The organism is Arcobacter roscoffensis (genome assembly GCF_024267655.1).
GTDB lineage: Bacteria > Campylobacterota > Campylobacteria > Campylobacterales > Arcobacteraceae > Arcobacter_B > Arcobacter_B roscoffensis.
In genome coordinates this window covers 2,296,980-2,312,187 of record NZ_CP100595.1, presented here as the reverse complement: position 1 = coordinate 2,312,187, position 15,208 = coordinate 2,296,980, and the positions used below count along the sequence as shown (strand labels likewise).

Here is a 15,208-nt window from a genome sequence, read left to right as displayed (position 1 = left end):
CCTAAATTTATGCTTGTAGTTCTTGAAGTTTTTTTCTAACTTCTTCTACATGTACAATCTCTATTTTTTCACCTTTTACAGTTTTCTTTTTTCTTACATTTACTTTTTCCCAAATAGCAGCTATTTCACCCTCTGGGGTAATAATAAATGTACTTCTAACAACTCCCATAAACTCTTTACCCATGAATTTTTTTAGTTGCCATACGCCGTAGTCTTCACACATTTTCTTATCAACATCTGCTAATAGCGTAATAGATAGCTCTTTTTTTTCTATAAATTTTCTATGTTTTGCTGCATCATCAGGACTTACACCTAAAATTACTGCATCTAAATCGTCAAATTTGGGATGTGCTTCTGTAAAATCACAAGCTTGTGTTGTACAACCAGGAGTCATATCTTTTGGATAGAAGTATAAAACAATCCATTTACCCTTTAAGTCTCTTGAGCAAATTTCAATATCATCTTGGTTTAGTGCGCAAAAATCAGGTGCTTTTGTTCCTATTTCTAACATATAATTATCCTTTATTCTTTTATTGCTATAAATGTGGCAAAGTTTACCCATTTAAATATCGTCTCACAATGTGAGAAACCAGCATCTTTTATCATTTGTTTATTTTCATCTTCTGTATATGGTATCAAGACATTTTCTAATGCTTCTCTTTTTTGAGCTATTTCAAACTCTGAGTACCCTTGAGTTTTTTTGAACTCATAATATTCATCAATTGATTGTTTATTTAAAGTAGGGTTTGCAGAGATAACTTTCTCACTAAATATAAAAATACCTTTATTTTCTAAAGAATCATAAATCTTTTTAACTAATTTTTCTCTTTGAAGTGGTCTTATAAATTGAAGTGTATAGTTTGAAAGTATAAGTTTTGCATTTTTATATGAAACGTCATGTAAGTCTGCGTTTATTAAATCAATATCCACACCAAAAGCTTTTGCTTTTTTTGAAGCACGACTAAGCATTGCTTCTGAGTTATCTATACCTATAAGGTTTAAATTTTTTTCACAATGTTTTGATAACTCTATAAGTGTTGAGGCAGTTGAACAGCCTAAATCATATACCTTGTCATCTTCTTCCAAAAAGTTACAAGCAAAGTTTATAGATAATCTTTGCATTTCTTTATAAAAAGGAACTGACCTATTTAGCATATCATCAAATACTGATGCAACATCTTCATCGAACTCAAATTGTTTTGTTATTGATTTTTCAAATACTTTATCTACCATAGGGATATTTTATCTAAATTATTATAAATCTAGATAAAAATATTTATATGCTTCTAATTTATTAAAAAATACAATATAATATTATTTTATATAGATTGGAGTTTTAATGAAAATACAAATAAAACTAGTTTCTTTTTTTCTTAGTATATTTTTATCATTTAAAAGTCTATATGCTATTGATGATATTTTTGAAAAAGAAATAAGAGTAAATATAGAAAATTTATTTAATCTACCTATGTATGATATCTCTTTTGAATACATAAATAATGGTGTAAATATTTTTGTAGTTAAAAATGTGTTTATCAAAAAAAATGGAAACCTAATTTTAAAATCTTTTGATTTAATAAATGATAATTTCATCTTAAAGGATGATCCTATCCTAGGTGAGAGGGAATTTGAACTAAATGATAATATCTTATTTTCAAAGTCTTCTTATAATGATATAGAAATTGAATACATTAAAATGAGAAATGCTTCTTTTCATAATAAAATATTTAGTGGTAATTCTAAGATTTATGAAATTTCAATAAAGTATATAAAAAATAGTTTTATTTTTTATAATGAAAAAGTTATAAATTTTAGTAAAGAAAGAAAGGAAAAATATTTTAGAAGTCTTGATGAGTTTATTTTGGAAAAAAACAAGAAATCTAATATTCTTTTATTAAATAAATATTCTAAAACAAAGGCTTTGATTTTGACAGAGTCATCAAGTGGTAATATGGGGACTTTAAGTGAATATGATTTAAAAACTGATTCAATAGTCTTAAATACAGGAACTTGGGAAATTGTAAACTTTAATGATTTAGAAGTTTTAAAAATTAAGCCAAAAATACAAGGATATTTGAAAAAAGGTAATTATTTGGTTTATATAGAAAAAAATGGATATTTATATAAGGGAATTATAAAGAAAAAAAACTTAGTAGAAAAAATGTATCTATATGATGAACTTGCAAAAGATGAGATTCTAGATTATTATTACTATGAAAATGAATTTTAAATAATTAATTATGGAAAAGTAAATAATAAAAATAATAATTTAACTAAACCCATAACTGATGAAAAAGTTTAAAAATACTATTATTTTTTAGGTTTTTATAAAAGCTTATTAGATGTATTAAGTTCTATTATGTAAAAATAATGTATACAAACTTATTTAATAACAAGTTTTGATTCACAAGGAGATTTTATGGGGAATTCTAATATAAAAAATGTTGTATTATCTACAGTTGTTGCTGGTATGCTAGTTGGTTGTGGTGGAGGAGGTGGTACTTCTACTTCTTCATCAGGAAATACTGGTGCAGGAGGTGGAGGTCACAAAGGACCTTTTAAAGAGGGACAGACCGTGACTGCAACAAAGCTTGATAGTCAAGGTAATGCTGATAATACTATCTCAGCTATTACTACAACTACAAACTCTTTAGGTAAGTTTAGTTTTTCTTCTATTCCATGGAGTGGACCAACAGAATTTAAAGTTGAAGGTGAATATTTAAATGAAAATACTGGTGAATATACAGCAGGTGGACTTTTAACTGCTGTAACAAATGTAGTTGAAGGTACAACTCCTACTGTAAATATTAATATTCTTACACATATCGCTGCAAAAAGTATTAAACAACAAATGGCAAATAATGTATCCATCACTGATGCAACTGCAACTGCAAAAAATGTTGTTCAAGAGACATTTAATTTAAAGCTTGATGAAAATACTGATTTAGAAGATTTAGATTTAACTGATGGTAGTGAGGGAACAAATCAGGCTGCCAATACTCAGCTTCTTAAAATCTCTGCTGCATTAACTGCTACAGAAGATCCAGAAAAAACACTAGAAAATTTAGCCACTGACTTAACAGATGGTGAAGTTGATGATGAAGCTGAAGTTGTTTTTCAAGAGTTAAAGCAAAAAGAAGAAGATGTTGATTTATCTGAAGTTGCTGCAACTATGGAGAGTGTTATTGAACTTGACAATGTTCCAAGTAGTGATGATTTATTAGCTGGGACTATTTCTTTAGATAACTCTATTGACTTTAATGATATTCTAGAAGCTTCTTTAGGAACATCTTATGAATCAGAAGAGATTATAGTAGAGGGTATTTATGGAAATAGCGAAGCACAAATTTCTATTTCTTCTTCAACGACGGCAGAGTTTAGTATAAACGGTGAAGCATTTACTAATTCTGGAACTATTAAAAATGGTGATACATTAAAATTAAAACTTCAATCTTCACCTTCTTATGATACAAAAGTTATAGCAACACTTGATATTGGTGGTACAAAATTTAAATATAATGTAACTACAGAATCAGATCCTTTTGTAGCTGATACTAAAATAAAAGAGTTTGATTTTACTTCTTCTACTGCACAAGCCTTAAACACACAAGTAGAAAGTAATACTATTACAATTGAAGGTATAAATACTGCAACTGATATATTTATCTCAGATGGTAGTGAATATAGTATAAATAATGGTGCCTATACAAGTGCAGCAGGAACTATAAATAATGGAGATACTTTAAAAGTAAGACATACTACATCAAGTGAATACTCTACTAGAACCAAAACAACTGTGACATTTGGTTTAGGAGACAATCAAGTAGAAACATACTTTAAATCATTTACTGTGGCACAAGATAAAGAGCCTACAGCATTTAGTTTTGATACTATTTATGATACTTCACTAAGTTCAACTGTAGATACATTTTCTCCTGTAACTGTATTAAGTATTACAGGTGAGGTTGACGTCTCTGTTGAAAATGGTGAATATAAAATAGGTGAGTTTGGAACATGGACAGATGAAGATGGTAAAGTATCTTTAAATGATGTTGTATATGTAAGACATACCTCATCTTCTTCAAACAGTACAAAAACAACTTCTTCTTTAAGAATAGGTACAAAAGTAGCTGAGTTTAACTCTTATAGTGAAGCATTAGCTGAAGATACAGTACCAAATGAATTTACTATTGATAATTCAGCAAATACAAAAGTTGCACTTTCTGATGAAATTACTACAACAATAAATGTTGCTGGTATTAATGCTACAACGCCAATTAGTGTGCAAAATGGTCAATATAGTATTAATAGTGGAGATTTCACAAGTGAAAATGGAACTGTTCAAAATGGAGATGCTGTTGTTGTAAAACATACCTCATCTTCTGAAAACTTAACAAAAACTGTTACTACTGTTAATATAGGTGGAATTACATCTAATTTAGTTTCTTATACAAAAGCAGCGGATGATACTAAACCTAATAGTTTCTCTTTTTCTATAAATGAAGGTGTTGAACCTGGTAGAGTTATTGAGTCAGAAGCTGTTACTATCAAAGGTATAAATACAGATACAAATGTATCTGTTACAGATGGTGAGATTAACATTAATAACACTGGTTGGACTACAAGTGGAACAATTACTAATGGTCAAACATTAAAAGTAAGACATGAAACTAGTCCTTCTAATGATACAAAAGTAGAAAGTGAAATAACTGTAGGAGATTTTGTAACTAAATTTATTTCTCTTACTATAAAACCTACACCAAGTGAACTTAGTATAATGGGGAATGACTCTGTAACAAATGGTCAAACTTCAACAATAACACTATCTGGGACAGATGTAAGTTCATGGATAGTTTTAAATAACTCTTTACCATCATTTGCAAGCTTAAATAGTGTTACCGGAGTAATTACAGTAAAACCAAGTCAAAAGTCCCATGAAGGGACAACTTCAAATATTGAAATTGCAGCTGTTAATAATGCAGGGCAAACTACTGTTACACCATTTACAATTACAGTAAATAATTTAGCTCCTGTATTATCTGTTCCAACAGGTACAAGTATTAGTAAAACTAAAAATAGTTCTTTATCTGTAAAAGTTGATGTTACTGATATTGAAAATAGTGACTCTACTCCTTATACTTTTGCATTAGTTGATGCTCCAAGTTTTTTAAGTATTAATCCTTCAACAGGTGAGATTACAAGTTCTTCTTTAGAATATACAGAATCAGGGAATAATACTCACAACTTTAAAGTTACAGTTAATGATGGTGATTTAACAGGTGAACTTGATATGGCTTTAGAGGTAACTGAATTTGAAACAACACAAGCAGCTCCAACTATTAGTGGAACTGTTCCAACTTCTATAAAACAAGGTGAATTATATAGCTTCACACCAATTGCAAATGATGTAAATGGAGATACTTTAGTATTTAGTATTTCAAATAATCCATCATGGTTAGGAATAAATCCAGATACTGGAAAAGTAAGTGGTACACCAACAAATAGTGATGTAGGTTCTCATGAAGGTATTGTTATTAGTGTTACTGATGGACAGGCTACTTCATCTTTAGATTCATTTAACATTGAAGTTGTAAATGTAAATGATAAGCCAAGTGTAACTATACAAGAGAATCTTACTATTGCACAGGGTGAAACATTATCTCTTGATTTAAAATCTAAGTTTAGTGATGTTGATTCAGATACATTAACATATATAGCTTCTCAAGAAGATGGAACTCCTTTACCATATGGTGTAACTTTATCAAATGGTATTTTAACTGGAACTCCTGGACAAGAAGCAGTTGGAGAAGTTTTAAGTATTAAAGTTTTAGCAGTTGATAGTAATGGTGCGAAAAGTGATCCTTTATTATTTACGATCACAGTTACAAATGTAAATGATGCTCCTGAATTAGTGGAAACTATAAAAAATAAAGTTGTAAATGAAGATGAAGTGTTTACTTATGATATTACATCAAACTTTAAAGATATTGATAAAGACGCTTTAACTTACACAGCAGTTTTAGTAAAAGACTCAGAAGAAACTGATTTACCCTCTGATATTCAGTTTGTAGATGGTGTATTTAGTGGAAATCTTGGAAATGATTTTGTAGGTACACATATGATAAAAGTAACTGCAAAAGACAGTGAAAAAGAAGTAAGTGATACTTTTGAGCTTGTTGTTCAAAATACAAATGATGACCCAACAGCTTTAACAATACCAAAACAAACTGCATATGAAGATACTCCATTTACATTAGATTTAAAAGAGTATTTTGAAGATGTAGATGTTGGAGATGCTTTAACTTATACTTTAGTTGATTCATCGGGAACAATGCCAGAAGATATAAGCTTTGAAAACGGAGTATTTAGTGGAACTCCTGATAATGATGCTGTTGGTACTGAAACATTTACAGTTACGGCAACAGACAAAGAAGGTGCAAAAGTTAGTGCAAGTTTTGATATTGAGGTTATAAATGTAAATGATGCACCTATTCTAGTAACTGCAATTGATACATTAGAAGTGTTAGAAGATACTCCTAAGAGCTTTGATTTTAGTGCAACATTTAAAGATATTGATGTAGATGATAAATTAGAATTAGATGTTACTTTTGCTGATGGTGTTTTACTTCCTTCTTGGATGGATTTTATAGATGGTGTATTAACTGTAAATGCTTTAAATGAGCATGTAGGTGAACACCTAATGAAACTTACAGCAACAGATTTATCTGGTGAAAAAACTATTGAAGAGTTTACTATTGTTGTTACAAATGTAAATGATGCTCCAAAAGCAGTAGATGACACTGCAAATACTTTAGTTGATACAGCTGTAACTATTGATGTTTTAGCAAATGATTCGGATGAGGATAAAGACACTACATTAACTATAAAAGATGGTTCTTTAACTACTCCTATGAATGGTAGTGCGCAAACTGTAGATGGTAAAATAGTATATACACCAAGTAGTGGATACTTAGGTGATGATACATTTATGTATACAGTTACAGATGGTATTGAAGAGAGTCGTGCCACAGTAAATATTAGTGTTTTAGATGCTCCATTTAATAAAGAAAATGTAATTGGTAAAAAACTTTCAAATATGTATGAAACATATATCTTTAGAGAAAATGATATTATCTTAGCTGATAGTGGTTATGATGATTTTACTGAGTTCTTAGAGTATGAAACTATTGAAGATGGAAAAATTAAAGTAGTATTTAGAAGTGGTGAGTATGATATTATTACTAAAACTACAAGTGGATTTACTGTTGAGTTTTTCGAGTTTGTAAATGGAACTATTCAAGCAAATGGAAGTGAGTCTATTTCTACAACTTTAGAAGACTATAATCAAACAGATATTGACACAGCATTTAATGATATTCAAGAACAATATTTTGAAGCCTTTGATAGAACTTGGGTTGAGAAAAGATATAGTAGTAAATATAATATATCTGGAAATAGTGCAATAAAAAACTTAACTAGTAATACTATTCATATTGAAGCATTTAATGCAGATAAGGGAAGTGAGTCAAGAGCGGAAGCTAGAACTTATTTAGATGAGCCTAAAACTATAATCAAAGCTGATTTAGAAATTTTAGAAGTAAATGCTTATTCTCAAGCACAAGTTACTTCAGTTATGCATGATGTAAACACAGCTGGTGATACTATTTATGTAACTACTGGAATTAAAGCTGGTCATATGTACTATTATGTAGCTAGATATGATGTTAATGGAGACAACTTAGAAGAAGAGTATGCAAATGAAATGTTTGTAGATGTGGATAGTACTGTTTCAGATGGTACATTCTTCTATTCTGTTAAACAAGAAATTGATGGAAACACTATTAAGTTTAATGTTGCAAAAATCAATAAATCAACAGGTACAGTTATTGAAGAATATACTGAGAAAAGTGTACAAATATCTGATACTGCTTTAGATTTAGAGTTTGATAGAACACAAGTTAGAGCTAAGTCAAATATTGAAACAACTGAGACACAAGAAATAGATGTCTTAGATATTACAAAAGTAGATTTATTAGGATTTGAAGCGAGAGCTGGTGAACCTTTAAGTAATGCTGTTCAAGAAGCAATTGCTGTAATTGAAAACACGGATATTGAAACAGATAATATTGATACTAAAATAGATGAAGCTGAAGCTATCCTTTCATCAGAGACTAGTGCTGATGCAACTTTAGCAAAAACTATGATTAGAGTAGCAGAACTTGCAAATGATGAAGATTTAGCATCATTATTAACATTTGATGTTCCAAGTGATTTATCAACTACTAATTATTTAAATCAATATATTAAATCAACAGTATTAGATACTATAAATATTGATGAGAATTTAGCAGATAGTATTAGTGCATATAATTTATCAAATTTTTCTACTAATATGTTACATAATGTTGCAACTGAACTAAAACAAATGAGTGATGATATAGGTTTATTATTCCCTGATAGTAATCCAACTGCTGCTTATGACCATGATGGTGTATCTATGAACTATGAACAATCACTTGCATTTAGAGCGACTTTACTTGCAGTTGCGTTTAAGTTGGATAATTTAGCTGCATATAGATTTGGTAGTGATGCTGACTATAAAACAAGAGAACACAGTGATGGTTATGGTGGGACTTTTGAATATAACGATATAGCAATTGACCCAGCAGCTGTATTAAATACAGGAGAGTTTTTCAAGTTAGTAGATGGAGCAAGAATTGATACAGCTAAGACTTATGCAATTGAAGCATTAACTTTAGTTTCTAAACTTCCTATTGGTTTTGAAGATGAGATGACACAAGAAGATTTAGATGAAGCTAAGAAAATTAAAGATGCTTTAGATGGAACTGCTAGTTCATACATTATGGATGTTAAAAATGATGATGAAATAAAATCTATTGAAGTTGACCTTTCAAAACTATTTAGTTCTGCAGGAGCTTTAGATATAAGTGACTTTGGTTCTAATTGGGCAAATACTTGTGGTGGAAATGATACTTTAATCTCAACTGATATGGCAAAAATCTACAATGACTTAAGATGTGAATACTCTGATATGTACTATTACCATAGTTACACAGCTTCGCAAGAACCTCAAACTATGCCAACAGCAGAAAATTCTAAGATAGATGATGTTGTTCTTAAAATTACTAAGCCTGATAATTCAACTTTAAGTGGTCAAGCTTTAATTGATTTTTTAGTTGATGATGATACTTCAACTGGTACAACATTCACTTTTAATAAATCTATGATTGAGGATAAAACTTTTAATTTCGTAGATTCATACGGTGAAGCTAGTTTAACATTTAAATCATCAGGTGATTATGAAGAGATGTTTGATGATACAGCAGGTGGAGATACAAAGGGAAGTTGTTCAGGTTCTTGGAGTGTTGATAGTACAAATCCAAATAAAGTTAATATCACAGCTACTTGTAGTGAAGAAGGAGTAACAGGTACTTCAAATAGTAGTTTCTATATTTTATTTGAAGAAGAGATTAAAAATGGAATGAAAATTACAGTTTTTGATGAAGAGACTAGCCAAGAAAAAGTTGAAACAGTAACATCTGTTACAAATGCTTTAAGTCAAGTTGATACTTTAACTTTTGCAGAGTTAACAGCTAACACTTTCTTATCAGTTGGAGATGACTGGTATGACTCTATGTCTTATACTGATAATGGTTCAACAGGTGTATTAGTTGGAACAGAGTACAATCAAAATGATTCAGGTTCATATGTAACTGATAATGATACTTTTACTTTAAATGTTACTCCAAGTACATCAAATGCACAAGTTTCATCATATACTGAAGCAGCTACAGGTGAAGCAGGAACTCTAACTCTTGTAAGTACGGAGTTGATTACAGGGTATACAGATGTATATAAAACAACTGCAAATATTGAAATAACAACACCTGCTAATTCAATTGAGTGGGACAGTTGGGACTGGACTGATCCTTCATATTATGATGGTACATCACAAATAGCAATTATAGATTTAGCTACATTAACTGCTGGATTTACTTATACAAATAGTAGTATGACTACATATTCTGAAAAGTATGGAGATATTATGCTGACATCAGACAATAAAGTTGTAAAAGGTATAGATACAGCAAGTTCTTCAGACCCACACCCAATGTATATAAGAACTACAGATGAAGTTGGTACATGGACAAGTGATTCTGTTAATAATCAACTAGTTTTAACTTTAGATAATGAAATCGTTTATTTAAAAGTAGTTAATGATGCAGGTACATATATGATAGAACAGGCAAATAAATTATTAACTGGATTTATTTTCACAGAGAAATTTATCTCTTCAGATACAACAACAGGTTTAAATACTTATATTTCTGATAACTTCTAGTATATTAAAAGTAGAGTTTTCTCTACTTTTAATAAAAATCATATATAATTACTTTTATTTCAAAGGTAAAATTTGAAACTTCTTCTTTTGTGTTTTCCTCTTTTTTTATTTGCTGAACTTAAAATAGTGCTTAATGATATAAAAGAGTATAAAGTAACAGAAGATAAAATAGTTTATAAAATATCTGCTAATTCTAAAAATATAAATCCCATAAAATTTAATAAATTTAGATTTTTTAATAAGGAAAAAATTGTTTCAAATTCATCTTTTTATTTAAATGGAAAATTTTCTATAGAAGATACTAAAATTGATTTTACAAAGGCTTATTTCTTAGAAGGAAAGTTTGTGATGTTAAATCCAAAAGGGATTTATAAAAGAACAACCTTTAAAGCTCAAAAGGCAATCTATTTTAAAAATAAATTGACTTTTTCAAATGTTTATATTACTATAAAAAACAAAAGGTACCGTAAAATAAAGTATGTTTTAGAACTATAAGTTTTGTAGATATAAATTAGCTTTTTTTATATCCAAAAGAATCTGCTTTTTCAAATCATCAAAACTATCAAATTTTGCATTATCTCTTAATTTTTCAAAAAATTTAACTTGTACAATAAACTCTTCGTTTTTTACTTCTTCATCTAATATATGTGTTTCAACTGCATAACTACCATCAGTTGTTACTCTATGTCCTAAGAAAGTTATAGAGTTGTATTCTTTTTCATTTAGTATAGTTTTTGTAGCATAAACACCTTCATTTGGTAGTAAAAACTCTTCTATGAAAAGGTTTATTGTTGGTACAAAACTTTTTGCTCCTAAGCCTTGACCCTTGATGTGTTTTCCGTAGATTTTATACTCTTTCCCTAGAAGTTTGTTTGCTGTTTTTATATCACCATCTTTTAGGTATTGTCTTATTACTCTTGAGTGAACAGCTATATCATCTAGTTTAATCTCATCAAGAACCTCAACTTCTCCATCAAAAAGTTCATCTAGTTCTTTTACGCAGTTTTTTCTACCTTTACCAAAACAAAAATCAAATCCAACCACTATTTTTTTTAAGTTCGGATACTCTTCTTTTAAAAGTTTAATAAACTCTCTTCCTTCAAGATGTTTGATATTATCAAGTACATAGTAGTAAATAGGATACTTTGAATACTCTTGTCTGTGACTTTTAGGTGTTAAGTTTGCGTAGCCCGATTCTATAGATAAAATTGCACCATTTTCATCTAGCTTCTCAAAAAGTTTTTGATGTGCTGCATGCATTCCATCAAAGCCTCCTATTGCTATAGAAGTTATTGTGTTTTTATTTACTAAAGTAGAAAAGTTCTTCTTCATTTCCATCTTTTCCTTGTAGTTTACTTTTTGAGTTGTATTTTAGTTCCCAATTTAAAAGTTTAGTGTTATCTAAAAATTTAGTTCTAGCATTTTCTATTGCTTTTTTGTCTTTTACCACACCTTTTTTATCTCTTTTTACATTTGTTCCAACTTCAAACTGAGGCTTAAATAAGATGATTATATCTTTAGTGCTTAATCTATTTATATCTTCAATAATATTTAAAATAGAAATAAAAGACACATCGCAAGTTACTATTTCAAAGCCATTTTCATTTTTGTAGTCTCGTACATCTGTATTTTCAAAAAAGCTAATTCTTTTGTCACTTTTTATTTTCTCATGTAATTGGTTTGAACCAACATCTACACAAGTTACACTTTTTACATTTTGATTTAGAAGTATTTGTGTAAATCCACCTGTACTACTTCCTATATCAAGGGCATTTTTATTTTCAAGTTTTAAACTTGGAAGTTCTTCTAAAAAGTGTTTTAGTTTATACGCAGCTCGACTTACATAAAACTCATCTTCAAGTATTTCGATTTTATTTGTTTCATTTACATCCAAAGATGGTTTTGAAACTATTTTGTTATCTACTTTTATTTTATTTGCTTTTATAAGTTCACTTGCTTTATTTCTACTTTGTATTTGAAAGTTGTCTTTTAGGTATTGGTCTAATCTCATGCGAAATTATAGTTAAATTTTTATCAAGAATAGTTTATATATACTATAATTTATTTTAATATAACGGGATTTTATTTGAAGTTTGTAAAAGAAGAGTTTGAAAACACGTATGAAGAGAAAAAATCAAAGTTTATAGCACATATGATGCCTTATGATAAATTTGATGAAGTTATGAAAAGACTAAAAGAGGAACACCCAAAAGGAAGACACTTTGTTTATGCTTATAGATATTTAAATGAGTATGGACAAGTTGTTGAAAATAGTAGTGATGATGGAGAGCCTAAAGGAACATCTGGAAAACCTTGTCTAGCAGTTTTAGCAGGTGCAGGTATCATAAATAGTGCAGTTATTATTGTAAGGTATTTTGGTGGAATTAAACTAGGTACTGGTGGCTTAGTTAGAGCTTATGGCTCAAGTGTAAATGAAGTTATAAACAAAGCAGAATTTTTTGAATATAAAGAATTAATAACGAAAAAGCTTTATTGTCAATATGCTGAGTTGTCTAAATTAGAGTATCTTTTAAACTCTATGGAAATAGTTATTAAAGATAAAGAGTTTACTGATAGTATAGTGCTTAGTATATCTCTTAGTAAAGAAGAATATAACAATTTAGTTACACAGCTTCCAAGAACAATAAAATATGAATAAATAACAATTTATTTTAAGAAAAAGACACTATAATATCATAATTTTAAAAAAGGTTGCAAAAAGTGAAAAAAGCATTTTCTTTAATGGAATTAATGGTAGTAATTATTATCTTAGGATTACTGGCTGCTTTTGTATTACCAAACCTTACAGGTAAAAGTGATGAAGCAAAAGATAAAATAGTTTGTATTCAGATGAAAAGTATTGCACAAACTTTAAAGATGTATAAATTAGACAACTCTTCTTATCCTCAAACACAAGAGGGTTTAGGTTTATTAGTTGAAAAGAAATATTTTGAAGATAGAAAGCTTCCAAAAGATGCATGGAGTAATGACTTCATTTATATTTCAAATGAGGGTGGTTTTGATTTAGTATCAAAGGGTGCTGATAAAAAAGAAAGCACAGAAGATGATATTTACTACTCAAAGTGTAAGTAATAAATGAGTGATATTAGAGTAAAAAAAGCTTTTACTCTAATAGAGCTTATTATAGTAATAGTAATAGTTTCTGCTACATATTTCTTAGTTTTTTCAACTAATAGTTTTAATACTCAAACAAACAATAAAAAGATTAGTTTAGAAAACTTAAAAAATTCATTACTTAATACATATGAATTTTCACAAAAACTAGAGTTCCTTTGTATTGATGATAGTTTTGATTGTTATGCAAAAGTCGATGGTTTAGTAAGTGAAGAAAAAATTGTTTCAGCTTTTTTCTCTCAGAAACCTGAAATTTATGAATATGAAGCAATACAAACTCTAAAAGAGTTTGATGAAATAAGAATAAATGATGTGGACTATGATGTGGTTTTCAAATTTAGTATCAATAATGACTTTAAAACAAATGAGTTTATTTTAGATACCCAAGAAGATAAAGTATATATTTTTAATTCTATTTATGATAAACCAAGTATTTATGACTCTTTAAGTGATGCTTTTGAAATTTTTAATAAAAATATAGTTGAGGTAAAAGATGCTTTTTAAATATCAAGGTTTTGATTCAAATGGTAAAAAAGTAAAAGCTAAACTTGAAGCTTCAAACTTGAAAGAAGCAAAAGCTAAACTAAAAGCAAGAGCTATTTTATATACTTCTATTGAAGAAGAAAATTTTAATCTCTCAAAAGTCTCTTTTAAAAGAAAAAAAACTTTAGATTTATCAACTTTATCTTATCTTAGTAGGGATTTAAGTATTTACTTAAACTCTGGTATATCTTTGATCTCGGCAATAGAACTTTTAAAACAAAGATACAAAAACAATAAAACTTTAAGTTCATTTTTTGAGTCAATTGGAACATATCTTGATGAAGGGAAAAACTTTTATGTGGCACTTGATTCTCAAAGTGTAGTAAAACTTCCAGAGTTTTATAAACAATCAATAAAAATTAGTGAAAATGGTGGGCTTTTAGAATCAGTTCTTTTAGAATTGGCAACTTTTCTAAAAGAACAAGATAGAGTTAAAAAACAAGCAAGTCAAGCTTTAGCTTATCCTTTATTTATACTATTTATTTCACTTTTTATGGTTGGTTTTATGCTTAGTTTCATAGTACCAAAGATTACTGATATTTTTACACAAATAGATCAAGAACTTCCTCAAAGTACAAAAATAGTTATTGCTTTGGGGGATTTTTTCTCTAATAATTATGCTTATATTTTAGTTTTTATTTTCTCTTTTGTTTTTATGTTTGTTTTTTTGATGAAAAAATCAAAAGCCTTTAAATATGTTTTTGATAAATTAGTTTTAAAATTGCCATTTTTTTCAACTATGGTAGAGCAAGCAGAACTTTCTAGGTTTTCATATATGAACTCTATTTTAATAAAATCAGGTGTTCCTATAGTTCAAGCTATAAACTTAAGTGCAAATATTTTAAAAAATAGTGTAATAAAAAAAGTTTTTGTTGATGCTTCTTCAAGTGTTGTTGAAGGTAAGAAGTTATCAAGTTTACTTCACTCAAATAAGACTTATAAAATTGATGAAGCTTTTATTCATTCTATTGCAATAGGTGAAGATACAAGTAGATTATCTGAGATATTAAACAATCTAGCTAGTTTATACAATGAAGCAAATAAAGATAAAACAAATCTTTTCTTGTCTTTATTAGAACCTATATTTATGCTTTTTGTTGGTGTGACTATTGGATTTATTGTAATTTCTATGCTTCTTCCAATCTTTTCTATGAATTTAGGTTAGGC

11 protein-coding genes are annotated in these 15,208 nt (G+C 28.6%); 7 read left to right on the top strand and 4 right to left on the bottom strand.

The annotated features are described in order from the left end of the window. Positions 1–7: 7 nt before the first annotated feature. Both bcp and cmoA read right to left on the bottom strand, forming a co-directional pair. A complete protein-coding gene (gene bcp / locus NJU99_RS10995) occupies positions 8–511 on the bottom strand; it encodes a thioredoxin-dependent thiol peroxidase (RefSeq protein ID WP_254575958.1) in 504 nt (167 codons plus the stop codon). 11 nt (positions 512–522) lie between these two features. After that, positions 523–1,233, bottom strand: coding sequence for a carboxy-S-adenosyl-L-methionine synthase CmoA (gene cmoA, locus NJU99_RS10990; RefSeq protein WP_254575957.1), 711 nt, complete (start codon positions 1,231–1,233; stop codon positions 523–525). Between the two features lie 106 nt (positions 1,234–1,339). Here cmoA and NJU99_RS10985 point away from each other — a divergent pair, with 106 nt between their 5' ends. The 3 genes from NJU99_RS10985 (at position 1,340) to NJU99_RS10975 (ending at position 10,858) form a co-directional block, all read left to right on the top strand. Then, positions 1,340–2,230 carry a hypothetical protein gene (locus NJU99_RS10985; RefSeq protein WP_254575956.1) on the top strand — a complete coding sequence of 297 codons (891 nt, stop codon included), beginning with the start codon at positions 1,340–1,342 and terminating at the stop codon, positions 2,228–2,230. Between the two features lie 189 nt (positions 2,231–2,419). Continuing rightward, on the top strand, positions 2,420–10,363 hold the full coding sequence (locus tag NJU99_RS10980; RefSeq protein ID WP_254575955.1) for a putative Ig domain-containing protein: 7,944 nt from the start codon (positions 2,420–2,422) through the stop codon (positions 10,361–10,363). A gap of 72 nt (positions 10,364–10,435) precedes the next feature. Next, positions 10,436–10,858, top strand: a complete 423-nt coding sequence (locus NJU99_RS10975; RefSeq protein WP_254575954.1) for a hypothetical protein — start codon at positions 10,436–10,438, stop codon at positions 10,856–10,858. On the opposite strand, the gene NJU99_RS10970 is transcribed toward NJU99_RS10975, so the two are convergent. Next, entirely contained in the window at positions 10,853–11,695 is an 843-nt protein-coding gene (locus NJU99_RS10970; RefSeq protein WP_254575953.1) for a bifunctional riboflavin kinase/FAD synthetase, read from the bottom strand. The genes NJU99_RS10975 and NJU99_RS10970 overlap by 6 nt on opposite strands. Beyond that, complete coding sequence (gene tlyA / locus NJU99_RS10965; protein WP_254575952.1) at positions 11,664–12,374, bottom strand: 23S rRNA (cytidine-2'-O)-methyltransferase TlyA; 711 nt, start codon at positions 12,372–12,374, stop codon at positions 11,664–11,666. The genes NJU99_RS10970 and tlyA overlap by 32 nt, the downstream gene beginning before the upstream one ends. A gap of 75 nt (positions 12,375–12,449) precedes the next feature. Between tlyA and NJU99_RS10960 the strand changes: the two genes are divergently transcribed. The 4 genes from NJU99_RS10960 (at position 12,450) to NJU99_RS10945 (ending at position 15,206) form a co-directional block, all read left to right on the top strand. Further along, entirely contained in the window at positions 12,450–13,022 is a 573-nt protein-coding gene (locus NJU99_RS10960) for a YigZ family protein (protein ID WP_254575951.1), read from the top strand. Between the two features lie 62 nt (positions 13,023–13,084). After that, a complete protein-coding gene (gene gspG / locus NJU99_RS10955; RefSeq protein WP_254575950.1) occupies positions 13,085–13,456 on the top strand; it encodes a type II secretion system major pseudopilin GspG in 372 nt (123 codons plus the stop codon). Positions 13,457–13,459: 3 nt separating this feature from the next. Beyond that, the gene (locus NJU99_RS10950; protein ID WP_254575949.1) at positions 13,460–14,002 is read left to right on the top strand and encodes a prepilin-type N-terminal cleavage/methylation domain-containing protein; all 543 of its coding nucleotides are present in this window, start codon (positions 13,460–13,462) and stop codon (positions 14,000–14,002) included. Then, complete coding sequence (locus tag NJU99_RS10945) at positions 13,992–15,206, top strand: type II secretion system F family protein (protein WP_254575948.1); 1,215 nt, start codon at positions 13,992–13,994, stop codon at positions 15,204–15,206. Before NJU99_RS10950 ends, NJU99_RS10945 begins: the two co-directional genes overlap by 11 nt. The last annotated feature ends 2 nt before the right edge of the window (positions 15,207–15,208 follow it).

Coding starts and splice junctions, on each gene's coding strand:
- bcp (WP_254575958.1), bottom strand. CDS start 511: ATGTTAGAAATAGGAACAAAAGCACCTGATTTTTGCGCACTAAACCAA.
- cmoA (WP_254575957.1), bottom strand. CDS start 1,233: ATGGTAGATAAAGTATTTGAAAAATCAATAACAAAACAATTTGAGTTC.
- NJU99_RS10985 (WP_254575956.1), top strand. CDS start 1,340: ATGAAAATACAAATAAAACTAGTTTCTTTTTTTCTTAGTATATTTTTA.
- NJU99_RS10980 (WP_254575955.1), top strand. CDS start 2,420: ATGGGGAATTCTAATATAAAAAATGTTGTATTATCTACAGTTGTTGCT.
- NJU99_RS10970 (WP_254575953.1), bottom strand. CDS start 11,695: ATGAAGAAGAACTTTTCTACTTTAGTAAATAAAAACACAATAACTTCT.
- tlyA (WP_254575952.1), bottom strand. CDS start 12,374: ATGAGATTAGACCAATACCTAAAAGACAACTTTCAAATACAAAGTAGA.
- NJU99_RS10950 (WP_254575949.1), top strand. CDS start 13,460: ATGAGTGATATTAGAGTAAAAAAAGCTTTTACTCTAATAGAGCTTATT.
- NJU99_RS10945 (WP_254575948.1), top strand. CDS start 13,992: ATGCTTTTTAAATATCAAGGTTTTGATTCAAATGGTAAAAAAGTAAAA.